Annotated in this window: 29 protein-coding genes; 10 read left to right on the plus strand and 19 right to left on the minus strand. The window is 60.9% G+C overall.

Annotated features, from left to right (window positions below):
• Positions 1 to 113 precede the first annotated feature (113 nt).
• The 4 genes from GTP90_RS01435 to GTP90_RS01450 all read left to right on the plus strand — a co-directional run bounded on the left by GTP90_RS01435 (position 114) and on the right by GTP90_RS01450 (position 7,729).
• Positions 114 to 5,777 (plus strand): PAS domain S-box protein, encoded by a 5,664-nt coding sequence (locus GTP90_RS01435; protein WP_161081783.1) that lies wholly within the window; start codon positions 114 to 116, stop codon positions 5,775 to 5,777.
• A 28-nt stretch (positions 5,778 to 5,805) separates the two neighbouring features.
• Positions 5,806 to 6,348 (plus strand): response regulator transcription factor, encoded by a 543-nt coding sequence (locus GTP90_RS01440; protein WP_161081784.1) that lies wholly within the window; start codon positions 5,806 to 5,808, stop codon positions 6,346 to 6,348.
• A gap of 235 nt (positions 6,349 to 6,583) precedes the next feature.
• Positions 6,584 to 6,994, plus strand: a complete 411-nt coding sequence (locus GTP90_RS01445; RefSeq protein WP_161081785.1) for a hypothetical protein — start codon at positions 6,584 to 6,586, stop codon at positions 6,992 to 6,994.
• A gap of 165 nt (positions 6,995 to 7,159) precedes the next feature.
• On the plus strand, positions 7,160 to 7,729 hold the full coding sequence (locus GTP90_RS01450) for a hypothetical protein (protein WP_161081786.1): 570 nt from the start codon (positions 7,160 to 7,162) through the stop codon (positions 7,727 to 7,729).
• Between the two features lie 451 nt (positions 7,730 to 8,180).
• Here the strand turns inward: GTP90_RS01450 and GTP90_RS01460 are convergent, their stop codons facing one another.
• Together GTP90_RS01460 and GTP90_RS01465 are read right to left on the minus strand one after the other, a co-directional pair.
• A complete protein-coding gene (locus GTP90_RS01460) occupies positions 8,181 to 8,591 on the minus strand; it encodes a hypothetical protein (protein WP_161081788.1) in 411 nt (136 codons plus the stop codon).
• A 630-nt stretch (positions 8,592 to 9,221) separates the two neighbouring features.
• Entirely contained in the window at positions 9,222 to 9,419 is a 198-nt protein-coding gene (locus GTP90_RS01465) for a hypothetical protein (RefSeq protein WP_217431925.1), read from the minus strand.
• Between the two features lie 411 nt (positions 9,420 to 9,830).
• On the opposite strand from GTP90_RS01465, the gene GTP90_RS01470 reads away from it, so the two are divergent.
• From GTP90_RS01470 to GTP90_RS01490, 5 genes are read left to right on the plus strand one after another with little or no spacing between them, the layout of a single operon-like run.
• On the plus strand, positions 9,831 to 10,859 hold the full coding sequence (locus GTP90_RS01470) for an IS5 family transposase (protein WP_161082099.1): 1,029 nt from the start codon (positions 9,831 to 9,833) through the stop codon (positions 10,857 to 10,859).
• A 36-nt stretch (positions 10,860 to 10,895) separates the two neighbouring features.
• Positions 10,896 to 11,519 (plus strand): hypothetical protein, encoded by a 624-nt coding sequence (locus GTP90_RS01475; protein ID WP_161081789.1) that lies wholly within the window; start codon positions 10,896 to 10,898, stop codon positions 11,517 to 11,519.
• 26 nt (positions 11,520 to 11,545) lie between these two features.
• The gene (locus GTP90_RS01480; protein WP_161081790.1) at positions 11,546 to 11,860 is read left to right on the plus strand and encodes a hypothetical protein; all 315 of its coding nucleotides are present in this window, start codon (positions 11,546 to 11,548) and stop codon (positions 11,858 to 11,860) included.
• 40 nt (positions 11,861 to 11,900) lie between these two features.
• The gene (locus tag GTP90_RS01485; protein WP_161081791.1) at positions 11,901 to 12,161 is read left to right on the plus strand and encodes a hypothetical protein; all 261 of its coding nucleotides are present in this window, start codon (positions 11,901 to 11,903) and stop codon (positions 12,159 to 12,161) included.
• Between the two features lie 14 nt (positions 12,162 to 12,175).
• Positions 12,176 to 12,376: a hypothetical protein gene (locus GTP90_RS01490; protein ID WP_161081792.1), complete on the plus strand. Its 201-nt coding sequence runs from the start codon at positions 12,176 to 12,178 to the stop codon at positions 12,374 to 12,376.
• 89 nt (positions 12,377 to 12,465) lie between these two features.
• On the opposite strand, the gene GTP90_RS01495 is transcribed toward GTP90_RS01490, so the two are convergent.
• The 14 genes from GTP90_RS01495 to GTP90_RS01560 all read right to left on the minus strand — a co-directional run bounded on the left by GTP90_RS01495 (position 12,466) and on the right by GTP90_RS01560 (position 17,597).
• On the minus strand, positions 12,466 to 12,774 hold the full coding sequence (locus tag GTP90_RS01495) for a hypothetical protein (protein ID WP_161081793.1): 309 nt from the start codon (positions 12,772 to 12,774) through the stop codon (positions 12,466 to 12,468).
• A 58-nt stretch (positions 12,775 to 12,832) separates the two neighbouring features.
• Positions 12,833 to 13,294 (minus strand): hypothetical protein, encoded by a 462-nt coding sequence (locus tag GTP90_RS01500; protein ID WP_161081794.1) that lies wholly within the window; start codon positions 13,292 to 13,294, stop codon positions 12,833 to 12,835.
• A gap of 333 nt (positions 13,295 to 13,627) precedes the next feature.
• Positions 13,628 to 13,807 carry a hypothetical protein gene (locus tag GTP90_RS01505; RefSeq protein ID WP_161081795.1) on the minus strand — a complete coding sequence of 60 codons (180 nt, stop codon included), beginning with the start codon at positions 13,805 to 13,807 and terminating at the stop codon, positions 13,628 to 13,630.
• 121 nt (positions 13,808 to 13,928) lie between these two features.
• Positions 13,929 to 14,189, minus strand: a complete 261-nt coding sequence (locus tag GTP90_RS01510; RefSeq protein WP_161081796.1) for a hypothetical protein — start codon at positions 14,187 to 14,189, stop codon at positions 13,929 to 13,931.
• A gap of 207 nt (positions 14,190 to 14,396) precedes the next feature.
• Positions 14,397 to 14,603 (minus strand): hypothetical protein, encoded by a 207-nt coding sequence (locus GTP90_RS01515; protein ID WP_161081797.1) that lies wholly within the window; start codon positions 14,601 to 14,603, stop codon positions 14,397 to 14,399.
• A 12-nt stretch (positions 14,604 to 14,615) separates the two neighbouring features.
• Positions 14,616 to 14,897, minus strand: coding sequence for a hypothetical protein (locus GTP90_RS01520; protein WP_161081798.1), 282 nt, complete (start codon positions 14,895 to 14,897; stop codon positions 14,616 to 14,618).
• Positions 14,898 to 15,091: 194 nt separating this feature from the next.
• Complete coding sequence (locus tag GTP90_RS01525) at positions 15,092 to 15,310, minus strand: hypothetical protein (RefSeq protein ID WP_161081799.1); 219 nt, start codon at positions 15,308 to 15,310, stop codon at positions 15,092 to 15,094.
• Positions 15,311 to 15,326: 16 nt separating this feature from the next.
• Positions 15,327 to 15,518, minus strand: coding sequence for a hypothetical protein (locus tag GTP90_RS01530; protein ID WP_161081800.1), 192 nt, complete (start codon positions 15,516 to 15,518; stop codon positions 15,327 to 15,329).
• Positions 15,519 to 15,540: 22 nt separating this feature from the next.
• Entirely contained in the window at positions 15,541 to 16,170 is a 630-nt protein-coding gene (locus GTP90_RS01535; protein WP_161081801.1) for a DUF262 domain-containing protein, read from the minus strand.
• 20 nt (positions 16,171 to 16,190) lie between these two features.
• Positions 16,191 to 16,490, minus strand: a complete 300-nt coding sequence (locus GTP90_RS01540) for a DUF6283 family protein (RefSeq protein ID WP_308937291.1) — start codon at positions 16,488 to 16,490, stop codon at positions 16,191 to 16,193.
• Positions 16,480 to 16,755: a hypothetical protein gene (locus GTP90_RS01545; RefSeq protein WP_161081802.1), complete on the minus strand. Its 276-nt coding sequence runs from the start codon at positions 16,753 to 16,755 to the stop codon at positions 16,480 to 16,482. Before GTP90_RS01545 ends, GTP90_RS01540 begins: the two co-directional genes overlap by 11 nt.
• A 10-nt stretch (positions 16,756 to 16,765) precedes the next feature.
• Entirely contained in the window at positions 16,766 to 17,011 is a 246-nt protein-coding gene (locus GTP90_RS01550) for a hypothetical protein (RefSeq protein ID WP_161081803.1), read from the minus strand.
• 16 nt (positions 17,012 to 17,027) lie between these two features.
• The gene (locus GTP90_RS01555; RefSeq protein ID WP_161081804.1) at positions 17,028 to 17,327 is read right to left on the minus strand and encodes a hypothetical protein; all 300 of its coding nucleotides are present in this window, start codon (positions 17,325 to 17,327) and stop codon (positions 17,028 to 17,030) included.
• Between the two features lie 12 nt (positions 17,328 to 17,339).
• Positions 17,340 to 17,597: an AbrB/MazE/SpoVT family DNA-binding domain-containing protein gene (locus tag GTP90_RS01560; protein ID WP_161081805.1), complete on the minus strand. Its 258-nt coding sequence runs from the start codon at positions 17,595 to 17,597 to the stop codon at positions 17,340 to 17,342.
• A gap of 367 nt (positions 17,598 to 17,964) precedes the next feature.
• Here GTP90_RS01560 and GTP90_RS01565 point away from each other — a divergent pair, with 367 nt between their 5' ends.
• Positions 17,965 to 19,074, plus strand: coding sequence for a lipase family protein (locus GTP90_RS01565; protein ID WP_161081806.1), 1,110 nt, complete (start codon positions 17,965 to 17,967; stop codon positions 19,072 to 19,074).
• A gap of 207 nt (positions 19,075 to 19,281) precedes the next feature.
• Here GTP90_RS01565 and GTP90_RS01570 read toward each other — a convergent pair whose 3' ends face one another.
• The 3 genes from GTP90_RS01570 to GTP90_RS01580 form a co-directional block, all read right to left on the minus strand.
• A complete protein-coding gene (locus GTP90_RS01570; protein ID WP_161081807.1) occupies positions 19,282 to 19,503 on the minus strand; it encodes a hypothetical protein in 222 nt (73 codons plus the stop codon).
• A gap of 189 nt (positions 19,504 to 19,692) precedes the next feature.
• The gene (locus GTP90_RS01575; protein ID WP_161082101.1) at positions 19,693 to 20,496 is read right to left on the minus strand and encodes a restriction endonuclease; all 804 of its coding nucleotides are present in this window, start codon (positions 20,494 to 20,496) and stop codon (positions 19,693 to 19,695) included.
• Between the two features lie 186 nt (positions 20,497 to 20,682).
• On the minus strand, positions 20,683 to 22,530 hold the full coding sequence (locus tag GTP90_RS01580) for a patatin-like phospholipase family protein (protein ID WP_161081808.1): 1,848 nt from the start codon (positions 22,528 to 22,530) through the stop codon (positions 20,683 to 20,685).
• Positions 22,531 to 22,818 lie beyond the last annotated feature (288 nt).

The following is a 22,818-nucleotide window of genomic DNA, read 5'->3' on the forward strand; positions in this document are numbered from 1 at the left end:
AGTGGCGTCTCTGCGCGGCAAGGGCGCGCGTATACCTTACAATGGTCCAGAACTGATCCCATCGCGCCCGCACGCCCGGCGGCGCGGTCTTGTTGCCCTAGAAAGGGAGCTACGTGAATACAGACTCGACATGGCGCGTGCCGGCGCTGGGCCGGCTGCTCGTGTTTGCCATCGTGTATTTCTGTGCGGCCCGCTGGAGCCTGCTGCTGGCGTTTCCAGGCAGCAATGCCTCGCCCATCTGGCCGCCGGCTGGCATCGCCGTGGCCGGCTTGTCGCTGCTGGGAGGGCGTTATTGGCCCGCCATCACGCTTGGCGCGTTCGCCGCTAACTTGAGCGGCTTCCTAGCGCAGGGTATCGGCGGCGTGCCGGTGTTGGCCGTGTCGTTGGGCATCGCGGCGGGCAATACGCTCGAGGCGTTGGGCTTGCTTTTCTGCATGCGGCGCTGGATCGGCGGCGACTGGTTCGCCGGCATGGCGCGCGCCGTCAAGCTGTCGCTGGCGGCGCTGGCGATGGCGGCGCTCGGTGCAGCGATCGGCACAGCCTGCCTGCTGGCCGGCGGCCTGGTGCCTGCCTCTCTGCTGGGCACGGTGAGCTTGACTTGGTGGCTGGGCGATGGCGCCGGCCTGTTGCTCGTTACGCCACTGCTACTGGCGTGGTTGCGTCCGGCCCCGGCCCCGGGCGCCGCGCTGGCCGCGCGGGCGTTGGGCCGCTTGCCGTTCGCGCTGGCGACGGCCGGTGGCTTGGCTTGGCTGCTGTTCGCGTGGCCCGCCGGCACGGCGCAAGATGCGCGGCCTTGGCTTTTCCTGCTGACCGTGCCATTGGCGTACTCAGCCATTACTTGCGGCTTGCGCGGCGTGACCCTGGTCAACGCGGTCATCACGGCGGTGGCGGTAGCGGCTGTCGCCCAGGGCCGTGGCATGTTCAGTATGGGTGAACTGAACGACGCCCTGATCCAGTTGGACATGTTGCTGATCTTGTTCGGCGTCGTCGGCCTGGTGCTAGCGGCCGACTTGGGCGAGCAGCATGGCGCGGCGACTTGGCGCGGTTGGTGGCGGCAGATGGGCTGGTCCTGGCTGGGGTTGCTGCTGGCGATGGCCGCTTCCATGCTGACCTGGCATCTAGCCACGCTGGGCGCCGAGCATCAGTTGCGCGATCAGTTCGAGGCGCGGGCGGAACTCGTGCGTGCCACCCTGGCCACGCGTGTAGCCGATTATCAATTGGTGCTAAAGGGCGCGGTCGGCCTGCTCGAGGTGCGAGGCACCGTTGCGCGCGCCGATTGGCGCAACTATGTCGGCGCGCTCGACCTGAAGCGGGGCTTGCCGGGCGTGCAGGGGGTGGGCCTGGCGCTGCGGCTGCCCCCCGATGGCCTCGCTCGCCATCAAGCCGAAGTGCGAGCCGAAGGCTTGCCCGACTATACGGTGCACCCTTCTGGCCCGCGACCGGAATACACGAGCGTTGTCTACCTTGAACCGCTGGACGCGGGCAACCGAGTGGTGCTGGGCTACGACATGCAGACTGAGCCGACCAGGCATGCCGCCATGACGCTGGCCCGCGATTCGGGCCAGCCGGCCATGTCGGCCGTCGTGACGCTGTTGCAATCCGGCGCGAACGGCTCGCGCAGCGGGTTTCTGATCTACTTGCCCGTCTATCGTGTCGGCGCGGCCGTCGAGACGGTCACGGCGCGGCGCTTGGCGCTGACGGGCTATGTCTACAGCCCTTTCCTGATCGACGATTTCATGGCGGCGACGATGGCGCCGCTGCGGCGCGATATCGGGGTTGAAGTGTTCGACGGTGCGGGCACGGCGCCGGCGCAGCGCATGTTTGCGCGCGGCGTGGTGGACACTCGCCGGCAAGCCGGCCTGCAACGCACGCTGGCGCTGACAGTGGGCCAGCATCGATGGACGGTGCGGGTGACGGCCGCGCCGGCGTTCGTTGCGGCGGCCGGGATCCAGAAGTCCAGCGTGCTGCTGCTGGCGGGCATGTTGGTGGGCCTATCACTGTTCGCGCTGGTGCGCACCATGGCCATGACCCAGCGGCGCGCGCAAGACCAGGCGCAGCGCAGCCAACAGGCGTTCCAGGAGGCCGAGTCGCGGCTGAACGCGCTCGTGCGCAGCGCCGGCGAGGCCATCCTGATGCTCGATCAAAGCGGCGCGGTGCTGATGGCCAATCCGGCCGCCGAGCTGATGTTCGGCCGGTCGGCCGACGTCATCCGAAGCGTGCCGTTTCAACATCTGTTCCAGCCAAGCGACCGCAGGACGTTGTATGGCCTGAAGGCGCGTGCCGTGGCTGGCGAGGAGCTGATGGGTGAACTCAGCCATCTGGTCGCCGTGCACGCCAGCGGCAAGCGCTTCCCCGTCACGCTGTCGCTGTCGCACTGGAGTTCGACGAGCGGGGGCATGTATGGCGCGATCATCCGCGACACCAGCGAACAGGAGCGCGCCGCCGAGTTCATGCGCGGCGTGTTCGACGAGGGCGGCGATTCCATGCTGGTGTTTGATCAGGACGGCCGGGTGCAGCAATCGAATCAGGCGGCCGCGCGCGCCTTTGGCTATGCCCCGGAACAACTGCGGGGCTGTGAGGTTGGCCGCCTGCTGCCGGCGTTGGTGGCGGCCGGCAACGACGGGCGCGGGCAACTGGCCGTGCGCGCCGACGGCAGCAGCTTCCCGGCCGAGATCAGGTGCAACGCGCTGCGCCTGCGCGAGGGCGAGTTGACGGTCGCCACCGTGATCGACACCAGCGCCCGGGTCGCGGCCGAGCGCCAGATCGGGCGACTGGCGCGCTTGCAGACGGCCATCTTGAACGGCGCCAACCTGAGCGTGATCGCGACCGATCTGCAGGGGGTGGTGTTGTCGATCAACGCGGCCGGCCAACGTATGCTTGGTTACAGCAGCGAGGACATGTTGGGCAGATTGACGCCGGCCGTGATCCATGACCCGGCGGAGGTGGCGGCGCGCGCGCCTGAACTGAGCGCCGAACTCGGGGTGGATGTGGCGCCAGGATTCGAGGTGTTTGTGGCCAAGGCGCGGCGCAGCGGCCTGGAGGAGCGTGAGTGGACCTATGTGCGCAAGGATGGCAGCCGCTTCCCGGTCCTGTTGTCGGTCACGGCCCTGCGCAACGAGGTGGGTGAGATTGACGGTTTTTTGGGCATCGCCATGGACATTTCCGCGCGACGTCAGACCGAGCAGGCGATGCGCGAACAGGAGCAACGCTTGCGTGAGAGCGAGGAAATGCTGCGAGGCTTGTTTGAAATGTCGCCGCTGGGGATCGCGCTGACGGACGCGGAAGGCAAGTACGTGGAATTTAACGATGCGTTCCGTGCCATTTGCGGCTATTCCGACGAAGAGTTGCGTGCGCTCGACTATTGGACCCTGACCCCGCCCGAGTACGCGGACGCCGAACAGCGCCAACTTGAATCGCTGCAGCGGACGGGTCGCTATGGGCCGTACGAGAAGGAATATCTCCAGAAAAGCGGAGCGCGCGTGCCGATCCGCCTGAACGGCGTGACCGTCAAGCTGCAGGGGCGCGACTGCATCTGGTCCATCGTCGAGGATATCTCGCCGCAAAAGCGCAGCGAGCGCGCCATGCGCGAAGCGCAGATGGCGGCGGAATCGGCCAACCTGGCCAAGAGCGAATTCCTGGCCAATATGAGCCATGAGATCCGCACGCCAATGAATGCGGTGCTGGGCATGGCACAGTTGATGGCCGATACGGATTTGTCGTCGCGGCAGCGTGAGTTTCTGGACATGATACGGGGGGCGGGCCAGTCGCTGTTGGCGATCCTGAACGACATCCTCGATTTCTCCAAGATCGAAGCCGGGTGCATGGAGCTGGAACCGGCGCCGTTCCGACTCAGCGAGGTATTGGATGCGCTGGCCGGCATAATGAAAGCGAACGCCGCCGAACGCGCGCTGGAACTGGAGATCACGGTGGGCCCGGATGTGCCCGACGCGTTGGTGGGCGATGCGCTGCGCTTGCGGCAGGTGCTGATCAACCTGGCGGGCAACGCGATCAAATTCACGGAGCGGGGTGGCGTGTCGGTTCTGGTCGAGCTGGTGGAACGGCACGACGACCTCTGCAGCCTGCGTCTACAAGTGCGAGACACCGGCATCGGCATGGACAGCGCGCACCAGGCGCGCCTGTTCATGGCCTTCTCACAGGGCGACGCCTCCATGACCCGGCGCTTCGGCGGCACAGGCCTGGGACTGGCGATTTGCCGCCGGTTGGTGCTGCTGATGGGGGGCACGATCGATGTGCAGAGCCAGTCGGGCGAGGGCAGCGTGTTCAGTGTAACCGTGCCGTTGACAGTTGGCGCCGAGCCGGTGGCGGTCGCGCCGGCGGCTGCGGCGCGGACGTTCTTGGTGGTGGCGCCGGCCGGTGCCAACCGCGACTACCTGTGCCGAACCTTGGCCAGTCGGGGCTGGCAGGTCGAGGCGCGGCAGGACATGGAACAGGCCGTGCGCAGCGTCAAGGCGCGGCTGGCCGCGCACGAGCGCTTCGACGGCGTCTTGCTCGACGGTCGTTGTGACGATGGCGATGCGGGCGACGGCGTGCTTCTACATGCGCTGCTCTTGGCGCAGGGGATTCCGGTCGTCGTGATGGCCGGCGGGCAGGCGGGTGAGCGTTGGACCGATGCCAAGCTGTTGTTCAAGCCGGTGACGGCAACGAGCTTGATGGCGGGCCTGGAGCGGCTCTTGCATGGTGACGTCCAGGTGCCCGAGGCGGCGCGGAACGGGGACGCGGCTGACGCCTGGCGCGGCCGTTTCGCCGGCAAGCGCCTGTTGCTGGTGGAAGACCATCCGCTGAACCAGTTGGTGGCGCGGGGCGTGCTTGAGTACACGGGGGCGCGGATCGATGTGGCTGAAAATGGCCAGCAGGCGCTGGACCGGTTGCGTGCCGATGCAGGCCAATACGATCTGGTACTGATGGATGTGCAAATGCCGGTCATGGACGGTTTCGAGGCCACCCGCGTGATCCGCCAGGTGCTGGGGTTGCGTCTACCCATACTGGCAATGTCCGCCGGCGTCATGTTGTCCGAGCGCGAACATTGTCGGGTGGCCGGCATGGACGATTTCATCGCCAAGCCCATTAACCGGGATCACATGCTGGCGCTAGTTGGGCACTACCTGCAGGTGACGCCCGATGCGGCGGCGCCTGTGGTGCTAGCGGCTATGGTGGAGCAAATGGGCGATGGGCCGGACTTCGATGTGACCGAGATCTGGGCCTACAGTGAAAACGATGGCGCCGCGCGCCGCCAGTTCCACGCGATGGTGGCCAGGACGATGGCGCAGGCCCCGGCCGATTTCCTGGCTGTGCGGCAGGCTGTGGAGCAAGGCGGAGTGGCCGATGCCGCGCATCGCCTGCATACGATGCGCGGCGCGTTGGGTACGCTCGGCACCGCCCGCTTCGCGCAGGCCGCGTCGGCACTGGAGGAGGCCTTGCGTGGCGATCAGCAGCAACGCTGGCCGCTGCTACTTGAGCAGGCTGAGCAGGCGTTACGGGTGGCGGTCGACGCGGCGCAAGTGTGGCTGGCACAGCATCGGCCGGAAGCCGGCGACGATGGACAGGGGGCCGTGGGGGACGTCTTGGCCGGGTTGGTGCGGTGGAGGGGTCTACTGGTCGATCAAGACCTGGCCGCATGCTCGTTGTACGAGCAGTTGCGGGCGCCGTTGGGGCGGATGGTGACGGTAGAAACGGGGGCGGCCATTGAGGCGGCCATGGCGCGGCTCGATTTCGCGGCCGTTCTGGCACTGGTTGATGCCCCCGCGCTGTCAAGTTGAACATGTCGGGGCTGGGACGGGAGGGGAAATGGAGACATTTAGCGATCTGCGCGTTTTCATCGTTGACGACAACGAAGTGACGCGCGCGGTACTGCGCATGATCTTGAAGGACCGTGGTTTCCAGGTGATCGGGGAGGCGGCCGACGCGCGAGCGGCGCTGGAGCGTTTGGCGCCGGTCCGGGCCGATATGGTGTGCCTGGACGTGGTGATGCCGGGTTGCGACGGTCTCGACCTATTGCAGCAGATCAAGCAGCGGGCACCACGAACGGAAATCCTGATGGTCACTGCCAGCAAGGATGCAGCGACAATCGAGACCGCGCTGGCGCGCGGGGCCGCCGGCTTCATTTTCAAACCCTTCAACAGCGGGGCCGTGTGCGACGCCATGGAAAAGGTTGCCCGGCGCATGCGCACCCGGCACACGGCTGCGCAAGTGGCGCAAACCGAGGTGGCCGCGTCGAGGCAGGAAGAAATTGAGTCACAACAAGTAATATCGACGCCGGCCATCGCGCCGGATGACAAATTCCTTCACCTGGCGTCGAAGCTGCCGAATCTCCCCGACAATGGCCCGTAATTGCTTTTTAATCGACTCCGGTTTGCACGCGTTTCGAGCCGAGACCGCTTTACCTACTGCGCTGCGCGGGCCTGTCGACTGTAACCATGAGTCAAAATTCAGTCAGCGCCAACACTTTAGATAGGGTTGCCAAAACTATGAAGTGCGCTGGCTCATTGCCTGTTTTTCGAGCTGGATCATGCCATAATTTGCGCTATATGCCGGCCTCACAGAAAAGTCTTCATCGACAGAAACTATGGAACCAATCCGGGAATCAAACAAGCGGCTTCTTGCAGAGTTCGCAGTAAAGGAGCGCAAACGTATTGTCGAATTGGCCGCTTCCGGACAGCTAGTCGAGCTCGTTCGGATGGCCGAGCAACTGGGTGTAACTCCCCAAGCTGTCCTTGATGCGGAAGCGACCTGCCGTATCTTTTCCCTGGAGGGGATCAACGGAAAACTCTATCCCGCATTTTATGCATCGACGCGCCTCAATCGCGTATTGTTGGAGGCGGTGAGCTCGCGCTTAGATCGTCTCCCTGGCGCGAGCAAGTGGCAATTTTTTACCACCCCTCGTCTGTCCTTAGGTGGCAAAACGCCCATTGAAGCACTTGAGGCGGGAGAGAATGATTTGGTCGTCGCGGCGGCAGCCGCATTTATGGAAGGATGACGAGCCGCCTTCCTTTGCGGACTCTGCGCCCCAAATGGCACCTTTAGCTACTATATTTATTCAACATGAGTCGCCCGGAAAGCCCAACTTGGAATAGGCCAAATACTGGCGCATGCTGCGACCACTACCACGACCCTCCTCATATACCATTGATTTCGCCAACAAATGATAGATTCCCTCGCGCTGAGCGCACGTCAGTTAGCTAACCAATTGCTGTTTCCTGGCCCGCTCGAAATGGGCTTGAGTTCCGGCGTCTTTGTTCAGGTGCGCTCAAATGACGAGTCCGCTCAATTCTTCGGGGAATTGGCGCCCATATTAGAGACTGGTGGGATGCATATGGTCGTTGAAGATGCCGCGAGACTGATGCATGCGGATGGGCTAGAGCATCTTGGGGAACAGTTCGGGCGCACCGCCGGCGGGTGTAGACCTATCAATGCTATAGACAATTCCACGCTCGCCGACTGCATGGCCGATCTCATGCGTCGTGCGCCCTACACGGCCGCCTTACTTTTGGGGGGCGCCCAGCGATTGCAAGGCGAGCCTGACGAGCGAGTTCTTTCTGCTTTAAAAGCTGCAAGAGATCGTGTAAATCTTGAGCCGGGCACAGCGGGACGATTTTTGATTGTCGCTACTTGGCTGCTTCCCGCAAATCCATCCAAATACGTTGGGAATCCCCGCAGTGCCTTTTATGGCGCAACTGCAGTGACTTTGGCGTACGACAAGCAAAATCCGTGAGCTTCCCTTCCCTGACGCGTGCATCTCGTCGGCACGTGAACTACACGGACGCGCGTCGTCCGCCGTCGATGCCTCGGCACCAGAATCATTTGGCAAGTGCACGCGCAGCCCCCAACATCGGGTCTAGGTCATGGAGTAGGTCATACAACGTCGGCGATACTGGGATGTCGGGCGTGATCCCTTGCCCTGGGATTCGCCGACCATCTAGGTCGTTGACGGCGTCACCGGTGAACCGAATGGGCAAGTTGCCTGGCAATATCAGAGCGGTTGCGTCCCCGAGTGTGCCGGCGGTCCGCGTGCCAATCGTGCGGATGCCTGTGGCATGTCGGCGGCTGCGGCGTTTGTGGAAGCATGAATTGTATAGGGGCATCCCAGCAGCAGTAAGTACCCTTGATGTCAAGCATCCGCAGGATGCCTAAACGGCGTGCTTTCACAAAATCCAAGGCGGAACTCAAGCGCGCCCCCATTCTGCGGCAAGGCGAAGTAGGTCTCCTAACTTCCGGTTCGCAACAGCGTCGAGTGGCGTCATGCCGCCCACCGCACCGTGTTTGTGTAACAGGAATAGCAGTTTGCTGGACGGATCAATTTCGCCCAGCTTGCGGTTAATGGCTGCGAGATCCTCGCGTTTGAACTTTAGCGCTTCAGCTGGATACCAGTGCTGATCCCTCACCCAAACGGAGAAAATTTCACCTTCTTCGCGCGCGGCATCGACAGTTTGGCGGTTGACACTCCACGCTGCTTCGACCTTGTCAACGAGGAGCAGAGTGCCGTCATGTATCCAACTCATCAGGCGTTCCTCACCCCTGGCTGCCGCGCGTAAATGTTCGGCGGATACGTTCTGGCCAGGTGAGATTGCCATCATTACCCCTTAAACGTCAGTGTGCAGATTTATTCTAGACCATAGGTGTACCTGTGTAAAAGATACCCTATGGATCTCGACTACCGTTTGTGTAACCTGCATGAATACAGAATAGAAGTTTGAACGACGCTAACACAGGGTGAACACTCTGAACTTTACGGGCATCTGTGGCCGCCTATGGGCGCCAAGGCTGCTTGCTAAGGGTGTGCAAGTCTAACGCAACTTGTGCCACACTGCGCCCGTGCACCAGTCGCCTGGCCAGTCGCTCGAGGGCAATGCTGTGGTCTTGCAAGAAAGCACGGGCAAAGAACTGCCCATGTGTTGCCGTAAGGCCCGCTTCCACTGCGCACACTGTCGCACGGTGCAACAGAACCTCGCCGTCAAACTTTATTGGGATTGAACTGTCCATGCCTCGCTCCAAGTCAAGTAGTCAAGGTAGCAGCTACGATGAGCCGGAAATTGACATTTCTCAACCCAAAGCAATTGCGTGGCAGCCAGGCTGGATTACGGACGTACGTGTACGGGTATAGGGTAACTGGCGCTTTGCAGATGATACTCGCCAGTGTTCACAGGCGAAGTACCGCCAAGTGACTTGATTAATTCTTCTGTTGCGCTCCTGGCCCAGCCTATGAATCAAGGCTTTAAGGAATGGACCTCAAACCCCGTTTCTTGTGGTGGCGTGGCGAACCCACCATTGAGACCAAGCTTCAATTTCGGCATCAAGATTTCATCGTGGAACTGTTCCCAACTCTCCTTGGTGTCGTGAATAGCGACGATCATCCAACCGCCGGTCGATGGACCAGCCGCGTGGAAATTCTGGCCTTTCGGCAAACTCTCTCTCTGCTCGGATGCACAGCCGCAATTGACCCCTCGTATTGTTCCTTCGTGCCACCAGGAAAGAAATGTGTGATGCCGTAAGCCATTTTATTTGTCCTTTCGGGTTGGACGGAGCCTGCTAGTTAGCGCAATCGCCGCCCGCATCAACAATAACGGTGTCTGGTCGCTATCTGGTCAGGGCCAGATACAATAGCCAAGCCGCAAAAGCAAATCAAGGGTGTTAGCAGGCCAGCGGAATCGGATTGGGAGGAATTCTACGCCCCCGTTGACGCGCCATATACGGAGCGTACGGGGCAAAGCTCGCCAGCTCCGTCTTCCCGTAAGGCGACCTCTAAAAACCTACCGTTCGCTGGCCCGCCTCGGTAATATTCTGCCATCCACCACGTCCAGCGAGTACCCGCGATGATGAAGCCTCGGATCAGCCTGTTTGCAGAACATGAGCGCGAAGATCTGCGCTCAAAGATCGGTGATCCGCTGGTCGGTTTAACCAAACACGTGGATTTCGAGGCGCTGGCCGCCAGTATCGACGCCGCTGCACCGCGCCCGTCACGCGCCAAAGGCGGCCGCCCGCCATATTCAACGCTGCTGATGGTGAAGATCCTGGTGCTCCAGCAGCTCTACAACCTGGCTGACGACGCGCTCGAATATCAGTTGCTCGACCGCCGCAGTTTCCTGCAATTTTTGGACCTCACCGAAAGCAGCAGCATTCCCGATGCCAAGACCATCTGGCTGTTTCGTGACCGCCTGGCCCAAGCCGGCGCGGGTAGTCTCGTATTCGAACAAGTTCAACAACAGCTACACAAGCATGGCTATATGGCTCGCTGCGGCCAAATCATTGATGCCTCATTGGTACAGGCACCGGTCCAGCGCAATAAGCGCGAGGAAGCCGACACCGTCAAAGAAGGCACCATGCCGCTGGCCTGGAAGCCGCACAAGCGCGCGCAGAAGGATGTCGATGCCCGCTGGACGAAGAAGCACGGTAAGAGCTACTTTGGCTACAAGCTGCACGCCAGCGTGGACAAGCGTTACAAGCTGCTGCGCAAAATAGAGGTCACGCACGCCGCCGTGGCCGACACCACGGTATTCGAGTCACTGCTCGACCGCACCAACACCAGCCGCGCCGTCTTTGCCGACCGGGGCTACCCCACCAATGAACGAGAAGCGACGTTGAGGCAAGCCGGCTGGCGCGTCAACATCCAACGCAAGGGCAGTGCCACCAAGGGCATCTCCGCGGCACAAAAGAAGCGCAACCGCCGCATCGCCACGCCGCGTGCCCGTGTCGAACACGTCTTCGGCGCGTTGGCACAAATGGGCGGCAAACTGGTGCGCTGCATAGGCATCGTCCGCGTCACCTTCGCTTTGCAGCTCAAGGCGGCGAGCTACAACCTCAAACGCTTGGTGTTTCTGAAGGAAGGCGGGCTGGCACCGTTCTGAGCGGCCCACGGCGCTCTGAACCGCCTGCAGATCGCCATGTCACGCCATTTCCTTCACACCGCTGGCTCGACTGATACAACCGCCGAAATTCGTCGTGGCCGGCTTGCGCTCCACCTCACATCATCAAAAACGGGTTATTCGAGGTGGCCTATAGTACCATTAGTGGATAATATCCGCATTGATTGTTATTTCACGGAAGGAGGTTCCGCCGGGTTTATCCTGCCGGCCTACGTGCTGCAAACGTCGACATCGGTCAACCGAATGCATGAGCGCTGGTCGATCGAGCAAAACCTCCTTCCACGCAACCTATTCCCTCGCCTGAAGCTACCCATCGTCTGGGCGGCGTTCACCAAGGAGCGCACGCGGCGCTTGGTCGGCTTCTTCCTGTACGGCGAGGCCGCCGAGATCGCGCAACTGCAAAAGGATTGCCGAAGGGTTGCCGAGAGCTCGGGCCAAGGCCAGACTTGGCGCACCGTCACGCGCTTCGCGCTACAGATGCTGGGCGGTGAAGCCAACCTGGACGAGATCTACTGCGCGATCGAGCCGCGCCGGCCGTCGATGGTGAACCGTTCGTGGCAGGCGCGCGTTCGCAACGTCTTGCAGAAGTCGGGGGACTTCCTGCCGGTGCAACGCGGCCGCTGGCGCATTGCCCCTGTATGATATCGAACGCTATAGGAGAAAAGTCCATGTTGACTAAAAAACCACTTGCAAACTATCCGTCAATAATCGAAGTGATGTCGCTGCTCGACTGCAGTGTGATCGAAGACGTCGGCGCCGGCGGCCCCGGCGCACCATCCAGGTCCCTGTTCAACCTGGGCGACCCGGCAAACCCCGCAGCAGGCCAGCACGGCTTGACCGCCTCGCCGGCTTTCCACAGTCTGGCGGAACTGGAACAATTCTGCAGCCAACACATGGACCAATTCGAGGCTGTGGCGGCCGAACTCGATCGGAACAACACCTATCCGGACGCATGGTTTTGGGACGCCCCTGAACCCGCCTAATCGATTATAGCGGCCACGACTCGCCCCCACTTGGAGGATCATGAAAGTGCGTGTATCGAACCGAATCATAGTGACCCAGGCCGTCCTGAGTCTGCTCTTCCTCCTGCTCGCTGCTGGGCTGGAAGCTCTGCTCTTGCGGTGGCAAGGCCAGCCCGACACGCTGGAAGACATGCTTTGCCGAATAGTGCGGCCGATGGGCCTGGTGCTCGTGCCCCTAAGCGGTATGGCGCAGGCGTTCCTCACCTTAACCGATCCCTTAGCGTGGCGGGTGGTGCGCACGCTACGCCACAAATCCCAATAGAGCAGGAGACAGACATGCTGAGCAACTACACCCCCAAGGTGCCGGTTCCGGCAGAGTCCAGCGCGCGTTACCGTGAAGGCTGGTTGTACGCCGACTGGTATTCGTCCCACGGCGGCTCGGCCGATGCGGACTCGCCCGATGGCTGGCCCGAAGAAAAATACGAAGGATGGTGGGACCGCCTCGCGCTGGAGACGCGCGCTGCCACGACCGTATGAACATGACCGCCGGTCGCGGCTTGTCGCCGTTGCGCTGCAGGCAATGGCCACCGGCCTACTCCCAACGCCTTTAAACAGCGGAGCGGCCTTCAGCCGCTGACCCGAGCCATGTTGGCGTCCTCGCACGCCTGGGATGCCGCCAGTTCGGTTTTTTCCGATCCCTCCGCGTACAGGCACTTTTCGACCAGTACAGCCCAGTGCCAGTCGCCGGGCGCGCACTGCTCAACCACTATTTGCACGCGTTGTTGACCCCGTGCGTCGAGCCAAGCGCGTCGTTCTTGGCCACGCTTAAAGCCAGCCAGGTACTCCCGCTCCATGGACGAGCGCCGGAGAAACGGATGGGCCGGTTCCTCTCGCATAATCCCCGCTTCGAAACCCTGCTGCGCTGGTGTCGGCATCCTTCCTCCACAAAATTGGGTTACCGCTACAGCGCGGCGCCGCCCCGCCCGCAAACGGTTACTCTGATGCTGGCAGCTCAGGCATGCGCATGTAGTACGTTGGCCGGAAATACAGCTCGTACGCGTTGCCCTCGCCCGACGCCCATACATTGGACAAGGCCCAGTACCCAACCACACGCCGCTTGACACCATCGTCGTCACGGGCCAGCAGTACCTTGGTGCCGTCGCGCGGCGCCTCGCCGATCGGCGCCCAGGCGGCGGCCGCCATCAACCCGATCAGCACGCTGTGCACATCGCTGGCCAAGTAGAGAGCCTCCGGGTTGGAGCGCACCGAGGGACGCAGTTCACCGTTGACGAAGCGCATGCCGACCAGGACATCCCGCCAATCACCGGCGGGCGCGTCAGCGGCATCGGTGTCGATAGCGGAGAGCACCTCACGCGCGCGTGCGACATTCGACTCGGACAAAAAACCGTCGTCGACGATGGCGCGCAGCACGGACGCAGCGGTGATTCGTTCCATGGTCCCTACCCTTTCAGATGTATTTTCGCTATTCGATGATGAGATCGTTGTTGCCGCACTCCTGCGACAAGGCCAGCGTTGCCCGTACGGAGACCACGCCGCCCTAGCGCCAGGCATTGCTAACGCAGGTCGACCGAGGCGCTAAGGAAGTCCGTGCTTCCGTCCAGCTGACCGTAATCGATCCGATGATCTGAATGACCGGCGCTGTTGCGCTGATAGCCGCCGGCGCGCCACAACCAGTAGCAGTGCACAACCGGGGCGATCATCTAGGCCTTGAGTACTTCCTGCAGTTCGGAGTGAAGCTCCATCGGGGCCATGATCCGCGCTCCCCGGTCAGTCGAGACTCGTCACAAGGGCACGGGCGGGCACATCCATCCGCTTGCCGGCGCTCACGCCCTGGGTACGCTCAACCTCCCACATGGGCTGGCGCATATACGGCGGCGCCGGCTCAATCGCCCGAACTTCGTTGCCCGACTTGGTGAAGAAATACAGCTTCCCAGCTTCAATATCCATGTGCGTCTCTCACAGTTCCACAGGTTCATTCAGATACTCGGCGGTCTCGGCAAAAGCGGCACTGAGCGCATCGAGCGACTTGAAGGCATCGTCGACATAGCGCTCAAGGGTATCGCCCATGCTATTGCGTGTTCTTTACGGCGGCATAGAGGTCTGCCATTGGCCCTCGTAGGCCCTTTGCACGCACGGCGTCGTCATGGACGTCACAGGGATGAACTTCCACCGCGTCGAGCGCATTGCGCAACACTGCCGCTGCAGCACGTTCAAGCGCCTCAACACGATCGGCAAGGGTAGACGCCACCTCTTTGGCAGTTTCAGGTTGCGGACGCACACCGGGTGACGACCAAGACCTTGCGCGGGCGAGCGCTTCTCTGGCTTCCATTTGCTTCTCCTCGCTCAAATCCGTTTCTGCTTGACGTCCTCGTCCCACGCCTCAAGTGCAGCGGTCTTGGTCTTCATCGGCGTGGCCGCGATCCTGCGCAGGTGCTGATTCGGGCAGTGCGCAGTCCAGTACGTCTTACCCTTCGTGACTTCGGGTTGGCTGCCGCAAATGGGGCAGTTCTCATGAATTGTCATTGGCGCGGTTTCCCTATTTGCTGACAGATGGCGGCAGTTGCAAAAAATGAGTCGGCGTTTCGCGGTGGCGTCCATCACGATTACGCCAAAATCCGCCCTCAACATAGTGCTCACTCTTGGTCCAGGTCGCAAACTGCGGCGGACCACGAAAGTCGGTCACAACCAGTTCCTCACCGTTCTTTGGCGCTTTATCGATTGTTTGCCAGTTCGTCTTGGTCATCGGGATTTTCCGTCACTGTCCGTTATGACGAAGCATGGCGAACAGATTCCCCTTCGCGTCGCACGTCCATTGATTGGCGCCCATGGATTGCACCTGCGCTTGCAATTGATCGGCAGACATTCCACGTGCGCGTTCGCCGACAGGCTGAATGTTTTCAGCCACCCAGGCGGCCGACATAACCAGTGTGCGCTCCGGCACGGCCTCGATTGTGATAGCCCAGCTTCCAATCGTGGCCCAGGCATACGCACCATTAAATGCGCCGCTAACGGCCTTCAGGCATTCGTCTCTCGTCATTTGTATCCCTTCCTTCCGCTCAGATTACCGTCGGTCAAGACCAGCGCGCGCCCGTATTTCCAAGCAGACTGCCCGCCGATACCACCAGCAAACTCGGCCGGCGTTGCGGAGCATCTCGCCGCGCTGTGGTAGCCACCGCCAGGGGCCCGCCACATCTGGCTTTCTTGTGCTTCGGGAACATTGTTTTCATCGATTCAGTTCGACTTGATCTTGGCTTCGACCTGCTGCCAGAACTCACCTGGTAGCGCCGGCACCAACTTTTCATGCTCTGCGATCGCCATGCAGCGCAGCAGCGCGCTAAGCGTGAACGTAATCTCATTGCCCTGCTTGTCCTTCAGCGTAAAGTTAGAGCCCATCGGCATGATAGTGGCCCCGGCATCATCAAAAGAGATTTGTGCTCGGATCTTGCTCATGGTCGTGTTCCTTCGCTCAGGCGCCGGCGTTGGCCAGCATTTGCTCACCGTTGGCGGTGATTCTCCATTCCACGTTGCTGTAGCCGCGGGGCGTACTGTCGACCAGGCCCAGTTCCTTCAACTTCAAGTATGGCTTGTAGGTGTCGATGCACGATCCGGTACGCTCCTTGAGTAGCGCCATCTGGGCCGGGGTGAGTTTCGATTTCATCTTGTCGTTCCCTTCCGATTGTTCAGTGGTTAGCTTGGGTCAGCAGCGCGCGAACCCGGTCTAGCTCCTCCTTCGGATGAACCGTGCCGCCGGCGTTGAGATCCAGATAGAACTGCAACAATTCCACGCGAGTGACGAACTCATAGACACCGACGCGAATTCGCAGCCGCTTTGGATCGAACGGCGTGCCACTCAGCGCGGTCGCGGTAAGTCCGTCGAAAACCTGCACCTCATCGCGCATGAACATGCGAAGCGTCGTGAGCCGCTGCAGGCCATCAATACACTGGAAGTGGTGACCAGGGATGTCGCCCAACTGTTTGCCGCGGGTCCAGCCAGGGCAGTTGAACATGACCAGCCTTGGAGCCCGCCCCCGAATCAACGATTCGACGTAGCGCACGCGCTGCTCGTGCGTCCAAACGTGGCCGCGCTGGTAGTCCGGCTCTAACTCCAAGAGGCCGCCCATCGATCGCATGGCTTCCTCTTGCTCCTTCAGGAATGATTCGATTTGGTGAAGGCCGACATCGATTTCATAGCTTGCGGCCACGACTGGCCGGATACGCTCGTACAAAGCCTTGTCGCTATCGCTCAGCCGACCCCAATACTCGTCTGACAGATCGGCAGGCTTCTTTGGTTTTATGGATTTGGTTTTCATGTTGATGCGCGCGTTTCCCTTCAATTTTTGTGGTGCTCGATGCAGGCTGCCTTGCTCGCGAAGACCAGTTCGGCGCCGGTCAAGTTCAGTTCCAGCCGAAGACATGCGGCCAGTCGCACGAACGCATTGCTGTCCCCGTTGATGAGCATGTGCCCTGCACATTGCCGGTCGTTCCTCTTGTGGCAGACAAACGAGTCAGCCTCCAGGATCTCCGCCATCCGCTCAGCTCCCAACCATCCCTTCGAGGAGTCCTTTCGGAATGGACAGTCTTTGCACGGCGCTTTCATGTTTGGCAGCTGCTTCAGCATCTCAACCCTCATGTCCCTCGTCCAGAACTTGCAAGGCTTCCTCGCCCTGCAGCGATGGCATCAATTCAAATTGTGCCTGCCATAGCGTGCCGATGTCCCGCACGAAGAGAAAGCCTTGACTCTCTAGCGCCAATGCGGCCGCCGAGACCTGCTTGCGCTTTACCCCGGTGCTCTCGACGCACTCCGCCAGCAACTTGCGGGCATGCTGCCCCAGGGCGGCCAGTGCCTTGGCCGATTCCTGTGCTTGCTCCAGCGAGTCATGGGCGAGAAAAATCACGGCTCTACTCTCAGGCTGGAAGGATGGCGCCGGCCTCGCGCAATTGAACTTCGCCCAAGCCCTGGCATTGCGAGCAGTAGCGTTCGTTCAGATGGCCTTTCGCGCCCCAACGGGCCAACGGAATCGCGGTATGCATAGTCTGGGCGCCGCATAGGCCATGTACGTCGGTTCCCGCTGCCGAGAGGTGGTAGAACCAGGTACCCGACACCCCTTCTGTCACGTGCACACCCTCGCTTTTACTTTCGACCTTATTCATCCATTTTCCTTGTCCGTTAAACCGCGCCGGCGCTGTTCTTCGCGGCCTTCATTGTCACCAGATCTTCGCGGGGGGCGAGACGCTTTTGTAGCGTCCCGACGAGAACGGGCCGAGTCGCGCGCCAGCTCTTGTAGTCGCCCGCAAAGAAGGCGCGCTCTGGATTATCGTTCCACGATGCGCGGATGGTCCTGCGCTCGACGTCCACCGAGATCACCTTCACCGGGTGCACCACCACCGTGCTCATGGTGGTATTGCCCATTCTTTGACGCTTCACCGTGTAGTAGGTTTCGCCCGCCCGGATGGTTTCGAACTTCATTGAAGTTCCCCTTCATGAGGCGTCGATGCCGCGACGCACTTTGTTCAGGGCCGCTTGGCCAACCTTCGTTTCCATCTTACCGTTGGCCAGGGCCTTAGCCTCTGCCGGCGTGAAGGAAACGACCACCCCACTCGCTACCGCCGGAACAATCTTAATCTGCCCATGTGAAGCCTGTATTTCAAGCTCCTGCCCTTCAGCAAAACCGGCGCTAGCCAGTGTCTCTTTGGTGAACGTCACACCAAGGGAATTGCCAACTTTTCGCAGTTTCATTTTAGCTCGCATTGTGATTACAGTGTAATCACAGCAGTGGTCAGAGTCAAACTTCGATGTTATCACATGTGATTACAACAGGGCGTCGGGGACCGTTGCCGAGGTTGTCTCGCGTCTCCGTGCGTCCAGGCTGCCCCTTACAGCGGACTACGCGGCAGTTTGGCTGCTACCGCTGCGATCTTGGCTTTCGCAGGGCCCGCCTGGGTAGCGGCATCACACTGGCGCCCAATATCGCAACACGTCAGTCGGCCCAATAAGACCGAGGCAGCACGACCGGACAAAGTTGAAAATATGCTATTTTTATGTTTCGACGCCACCTGGCGTCGGACGCCACTCCTGACAAGACCAACAGCAAGGGATGAGACCTATGAAAAATCGCTTCTACCAAATCGCCCCACTGGCTGTGCTGGCCTGTGCCGCCGGCTGCGGCACAACCGCGCCAGCCAGCATGGCCGGCGCCAGCGTTGAAGAATCAGCGCACACCAGTGCGGGCTGGAGCAAGAAAACCTTGCCGGCCGATGAGGTGATAAGCCTCATGCGCCGTCTGGATCCGTACGCTGAGATGGCCGACGCCACCTACCGCCACGAATTTCCTTCAGCGAAGGATCGGCTGCAACAGGGGTGCGACTACGTCGCGTCCGGCGATCCGAAGACGCTCACCTTAAACCTGCCCGAAGGCTGGCAACGGCTCGACAACGCGGTGATCAAACGTCTGCACATGGACTCGGGCCCGGAGCCCTTGCAGCCATGCCAAAGTGGCAGAGGACTCGACTACGAAACCTACATCCATCTCGACGCCGCCGGCCAGCCCCTACAAGCGGTGATCGCCTTTCGCGGGACGGAGAATACCAAGTACCAATGGCGTGAAGACTGGATAGCCAACTTTAGCAATATCGATTTTGGCCTGGGGACCAACCAGCAATTCGCGCAGACCCGTATCCAGGGCGCGCGCCTGGTGCAGGCTTTGGCCACTGTCCTACCCAAGGTGGCATCAAGTCCAACCTGCAAGGCGGCGTCCAACGGCGCCGAGAATGCGCAGGCGCCGATCGACCTGGTGGGCCATTCCTTGGGAGGCGGCCTGGCGCAGCACTTGGCGTATTACAGCAAGGCCTGCGACGTGCGCAAGACAGTGACCTTCGACACCAGTCCCGCCAATGGCTGGTTCTTCCTCAAGCAGAGGGGCGAGATCAAGACGCGGGATCCAATCATCGAGCGGGTCTACACGGACGGCGAAATACTGGCGTACATCCGCAAGGTATCGACCAAATTTAACATGGTGCGCAACAATCGCCTGGACTACCGCATCGACTTCGCCGGCGTCAAGGGCCTGCCAATCCATCTGCACAGCATGACGCTGCTATCAGACAAGATACACACCAACTCCGGAGCGCCGCTGGAGGACGAACGGGTATACCTCGCAGACGACGAGGCCAAGAAGGTCTACCCTGAAGTGGCGGGCATGGACGGCACCGAGTAAAACAGCGGCGTGATCAACCGCATGGTGCCGACAGTTGTAACGTCGCCGCCATGCGCGGCCGCGCCAACAACGGTGCCAAACACCATACGGGGCAGGGGCGCAGCGCCTTTGTGGGCGTTACGCGTATCTGAAGGTGGGACGCTTGCGCCCTCCAGTGGTGACGCAACACTTCGGCCAGCCGGAATGAACCGAGGCAAGACAGCCATCTTATCTTTCGCGAGCGCCGATCTCGCAACGCTTCGCAAGGAAGCCAGCAGCTACCGCGACTGCATACGACAACAACAGATATGCACCCGCAGCCAGAATTTGTGACGGGCTAGCAGGTTGCGTCGTCCAGCCGGTCGCGTAACCTGACAGAGCAGAACCGAGCAACGCCAGCACAACGAGGACGGCAGCAGCAGTTTTGTTATCAAAATACCCATTCATCATAGCCTCCTCCTCAATAACAGGCACGCTCTCCCCCCTATCATCGTCTCATGCAACGATGCTCGCCCGCATCGATCATCGATTCAAGATGCAAACTACTATCGTAGCATTGCCTCAACTGCCTAACCGCCCTCAGGATCAACTTCCTTTACCGTGGCACGACGATAAGCGCGCGAGTCCATACGATGACGGCTATTGGACCTGCAGCGTGCCTCGGCAGCGTGGGTAGTTGTGGCAACCCAGGAATCGTTCATGGGTCCGGCGATTTGTGCGCTCGACCATGCTGCCCCCGCACTGCGGGCAGGCCGGCGACTGCGTGGCCAGCGCCTCCGTGGAAGGTTCGTCTTGGCGGCCCCGTTGAAGTTCGCCGATCAGCTTGTGCAGCCGCTGCCCGTCGACCAGATCGATCGGCTTATCGCGCGCGAACAACCGGGCATCCTCCGTGAAGTGGCCGCTCGTGACAATTTTGACCGCGCTCGCCCCCTCATGCTGCATCAAGCCGTACATCTCGCGAACCACCGGCGAGCCGACGCGGGTTGAACGCCAATGTTTGCACTGAACGATGGTTTTCTGCCCATCGCGATGCAGGTACAGGTCAACGCCGCCGTCCGCTCCGCCCTGCCCGTTTTCACCAACACGAAAGCCCTGGCGCGCGTAGGCTTCTGCCACCAGCCGCTCGAACTGGCGCCAGTCCAGCTTCTGGATCGAGCCCCGATCTGTTTGCGCATCAAACAGGCGTCCGCGCAGCAGCAAACGTACCAAGGAGCCCAGTGAACCGACCAAGCAAACAGCTACGAACAGCCAACTCACGTCGCGCAGGCCGGGCTGATGTAGCGCGCCATCGAACATCCGGAGAAACGGATTTACGTCGGCGCCCGGGATGTGAACGAAATCGATGAGGTGGGCGAAAAATAGCCAGACAAAGAAGGCCAAGGTAACACCCAACCACCACGGCGCGCCAATCAGATCACTCAGGAAGTTGCTACGCTTGCTCATAGACGTTCATGGGCCTTCCGACAAGTTATACCGGAACACCCCGGCAACGGTCCTATTGCAGCACACTTGACCGCAGCGGTCTACGGCGCTCCCGTTGTGAGACGACGGGCTTGCAGCCGGCGCCTGCAGGCGCGCCGGCGGTTAGCGCGCAGTGCCATGGTGCCCCTATGCTGAGCGCCACTATCGTCAGGCGTCGCTTGACGGCTTGGCCAGGTTGCGCAGCCGCAAATTATTGCCGATAGCCTCGACAATCAGCCCCGCTGCCTTGCTCCTCAGCCAACCGCCCACGAAGAATGAGACAAAAGGATAGAGGACTCGAAGAAGCCCCGGCGCCTTGGTGGCGACCAGCCGGTCCAGAACCACCTTGATCCGCCCGGCAATGGGGTCATTTAGCTGCTCAGGGTCATAGGGCTGCGGCCAGGCCGGAAGCTCTTCCTCTTCCGCCAGGGACCCGAACAAGGGAATCAAGCGCATGAACGATACGCCGTCGCGCACAAAGATCCAAGGCTCCTTATTCAATAGATCCGGGTTGACGGCGGACTTGATCACCTTATTGGTCACGGGGACTGCGAAATGCATGCGCAAGAATTGCTGGCAGTTGCGCCGGCCAAGAAGGTAATCATGGCGACGGAAGGAGCTGTCGAGAAAGCCCGAAAAGCCGCCAAGGGCGCCACAAGCTAAGTCATAGTGCGCGCTAGCTTCAGACTTATCGCGATCGGGTGCGATGAGGAAGCGGCTATATACGTTTTCCGAGTGAGCCAAGGCGAGATCTCCCGAGGCAAACCGCGCTTGGCTCTTCCAGCCCCCCAGAAGGCCGCCAAGAGCGGCGAAGAGTTCCGGGTTCTGCCCAAGCTTTTGATCATCCATGACCGACGCGTAATCAGGAAAGGGATCGATGAGGATCGTAGCCCGATCGGCATCATCACCGGAGCGCGGGCAACGACCGGCAAGCCCAGCGAGCTCGGTTCGAGCGAACTCCAGCGGTTCGTTATTGATGGTGCCGCCATCGACCAGCACGCTCGTATAAGGCGCGGGCACAACGCCACCCTGCCACTTGGGCTCCACCTGAACGGCACACACCTTGTCGGGTGAAGCACCAGGTGCCAGCACAAAGCGATAGTCGTAGCGCCGGCCGGGCGCGGAAAGTTCGCGCGGTGCCAGAAACGCGGGGAAGGCGCCGGAGGCGAGCGCGCAATTGACCAACTCCTTCCAGCTTGTCATACCATTCGGGAACGACAGCGGAACATCGTCAGCTTTGCTTGGCGGGCATTGTCCCTGGCCATAGTTGATGGCAAAGCTGGCGTAGTCACCATGTGCCACCATGCCAAAACCCGCATCGGTGTTGCCTTGCATGGGGACGAAATACGGAACGCCCCGAAGGCTGTTGATGCTGAACACATAGCGAACGGGGGTGGCAACATAGCGGCGGATTGCGTACGGCACCTCGCCATCGCCGTCGGCGGTGCCATAGCGCAGCAACGTGTCGCCGATGTCCTGCAAGCAGGAAGAATCGAGTAGCGAGATAACCGGCGCCGCCCCGGCCTCCAGGTCGACCGTCTTGAGCAAATTCTTAATGTCGATGTCCGTTACCCAGGTCCGAAAGAACGGGTTTTTGTCAGCATCCTCGGTTACAGGATTGAGCGTCTTCTCGGCGTCCTTCAGCGGATGCACATGCGGGAACTTATAACGCAGCGCCACGGCAGCGACCGCCGCAGCGATACTGCCGGCAGACGCGCCGGCCATCACGCGCAGGCGTACATCATGGCCAGGAACATTCCAACGAAGTCGGTCAGGCTGGATCTGGCGTTGCCTGTCCTTCTCAAACTCGAAGGCGTCGAGCGCCTCGAACAGGAAGTCGAGCACGCCGGCGGTGAAGGCACCCGCCGAAATGGCGCCCGCCATCACCAGGCCGAGGTCAAACGTCCCGTGCGGAATGTCAGGGCCAACGCTGTAGTAACCACCGGGCAAGTCAGGACCGCTTTGCACGTGAGGTGTAGTGGTCGCTGATCCGGCGACAGTCGTTTCCAATGGCATAGCTGGCCCCCTTGTTTTGGTAGTTGATTTTTTCGGGAATTATCTTTCCCACTTTATAACAGCTGAGCAGCAAGAAACTCACCAATTCTCACGCCGCTCAATCGCTGTGCCGAAGATGCACTCCACGACCCGCACAACGAGCTGGCAAGAACATGTTGTCATCCCGGGTGGTCAAATTCAAATTCCGCGGCCGGGCACGGCCGACATTGGCTCGCAGGGATGCAGCGCATGGTGCCTTCCAAAATTGCGCCGTGGAGCAGCAGGCTAGGACGGCCGGCATCGAACCGA

The sequence above is a fragment of the Duganella vulcania genome (assembly GCF_009857655.1).
In the GTDB taxonomy this organism is placed as follows: Bacteria; Pseudomonadota; Gammaproteobacteria; order Burkholderiales; family Burkholderiaceae_D; genus Rugamonas; species Rugamonas vulcania.

Excerpts from the sequence above, each read along its gene's own strand:
- GTP90_RS01570 (WP_161081807.1), bottom strand. The coding sequence starts at position 19,503 with ATGATGAATGGGTATTTTGATAACAAAACTGCTGCTGCCGTCCTCGTT.
- GTP90_RS01495 (WP_161081793.1), bottom strand. The coding sequence starts at position 12,774 with ATGCCGACACCAGCGCAGCAGGGTTTCGAAGCGGGGATTATGCGAGAG.
- GTP90_RS01510 (WP_161081796.1), bottom strand. The coding sequence starts at position 14,189 with ATGGAAGCCAGAGAAGCGCTCGCCCGCGCAAGGTCTTGGTCGTCACCC.
- GTP90_RS01505 (WP_161081795.1), bottom strand. The coding sequence starts at position 13,807 with ATGGATATTGAAGCTGGGAAGCTGTATTTCTTCACCAAGTCGGGCAAC.
- GTP90_RS01555 (WP_161081804.1), bottom strand. The coding sequence starts at position 17,327 with ATGAAGTTCGAAACCATCCGGGCGGGCGAAACCTACTACACGGTGAAG.
- GTP90_RS01460 (WP_161081788.1), bottom strand. The coding sequence starts at position 8,591 with ATGATGGCAATCTCACCTGGCCAGAACGTATCCGCCGAACATTTACGC.
- GTP90_RS01535 (WP_161081801.1), bottom strand. The coding sequence starts at position 16,170 with ATGAAAACCAAATCCATAAAACCAAAGAAGCCTGCCGATCTGTCAGAC.
- GTP90_RS01530 (WP_161081800.1), bottom strand. The coding sequence starts at position 15,518 with ATGAAATCGAAACTCACCCCGGCCCAGATGGCGCTACTCAAGGAGCGT.
- GTP90_RS01445 (WP_161081785.1), top strand. The coding sequence starts at position 6,584 with ATGGAACCAATCCGGGAATCAAACAAGCGGCTTCTTGCAGAGTTCGCA.
- GTP90_RS01525 (WP_161081799.1), bottom strand. The coding sequence starts at position 15,310 with ATGAGCAAGATCCGAGCACAAATCTCTTTTGATGATGCCGGGGCCACT.
- GTP90_RS01540 (WP_308937291.1), bottom strand. The coding sequence starts at position 16,490 with ATGAGGGTTGAGATGCTGAAGCAGCTGCCAAACATGAAAGCGCCGTGC.
- GTP90_RS01520 (WP_161081798.1), bottom strand. The coding sequence starts at position 14,897 with ATGACGAGAGACGAATGCCTGAAGGCCGTTAGCGGCGCATTTAATGGT.
- GTP90_RS01565 (WP_161081806.1), top strand. The coding sequence starts at position 17,965 with ATGAAAAATCGCTTCTACCAAATCGCCCCACTGGCTGTGCTGGCCTGT.
- GTP90_RS01580 (WP_161081808.1), bottom strand. The coding sequence starts at position 22,530 with ATGCCATTGGAAACGACTGTCGCCGGATCAGCGACCACTACACCTCAC.
- GTP90_RS01500 (WP_161081794.1), bottom strand. The coding sequence starts at position 13,294 with ATGGAACGAATCACCGCTGCGTCCGTGCTGCGCGCCATCGTCGACGAC.
- GTP90_RS01470 (WP_161082099.1), top strand. The coding sequence starts at position 9,831 with ATGAAGCCTCGGATCAGCCTGTTTGCAGAACATGAGCGCGAAGATCTG.
- GTP90_RS01560 (WP_161081805.1), bottom strand. The coding sequence starts at position 17,597 with ATGAAACTGCGAAAAGTTGGCAATTCCCTTGGTGTGACGTTCACCAAA.
- GTP90_RS01480 (WP_161081790.1), top strand. The coding sequence starts at position 11,546 with ATGTTGACTAAAAAACCACTTGCAAACTATCCGTCAATAATCGAAGTG.
- GTP90_RS01485 (WP_161081791.1), top strand. The coding sequence starts at position 11,901 with ATGAAAGTGCGTGTATCGAACCGAATCATAGTGACCCAGGCCGTCCTG.
- GTP90_RS01440 (WP_161081784.1), top strand. The coding sequence starts at position 5,806 with ATGGAGACATTTAGCGATCTGCGCGTTTTCATCGTTGACGACAACGAA.
- GTP90_RS01450 (WP_161081786.1), top strand. The coding sequence starts at position 7,160 with ATGATAGATTCCCTCGCGCTGAGCGCACGTCAGTTAGCTAACCAATTG.
- GTP90_RS01475 (WP_161081789.1), top strand. The coding sequence starts at position 10,896 with ATGTCACGCCATTTCCTTCACACCGCTGGCTCGACTGATACAACCGCC.
- GTP90_RS01575 (WP_161082101.1), bottom strand. The coding sequence starts at position 20,496 with ATGAGCAAGCGTAGCAACTTCCTGAGTGATCTGATTGGCGCGCCGTGG.
- GTP90_RS01550 (WP_161081803.1), bottom strand. The coding sequence starts at position 17,011 with ATGAATAAGGTCGAAAGTAAAAGCGAGGGTGTGCACGTGACAGAAGGG.
- GTP90_RS01490 (WP_161081792.1), top strand. The coding sequence starts at position 12,176 with ATGCTGAGCAACTACACCCCCAAGGTGCCGGTTCCGGCAGAGTCCAGC.
- GTP90_RS01515 (WP_161081797.1), bottom strand. The coding sequence starts at position 14,603 with ATGACCAAGACGAACTGGCAAACAATCGATAAAGCGCCAAAGAACGGT.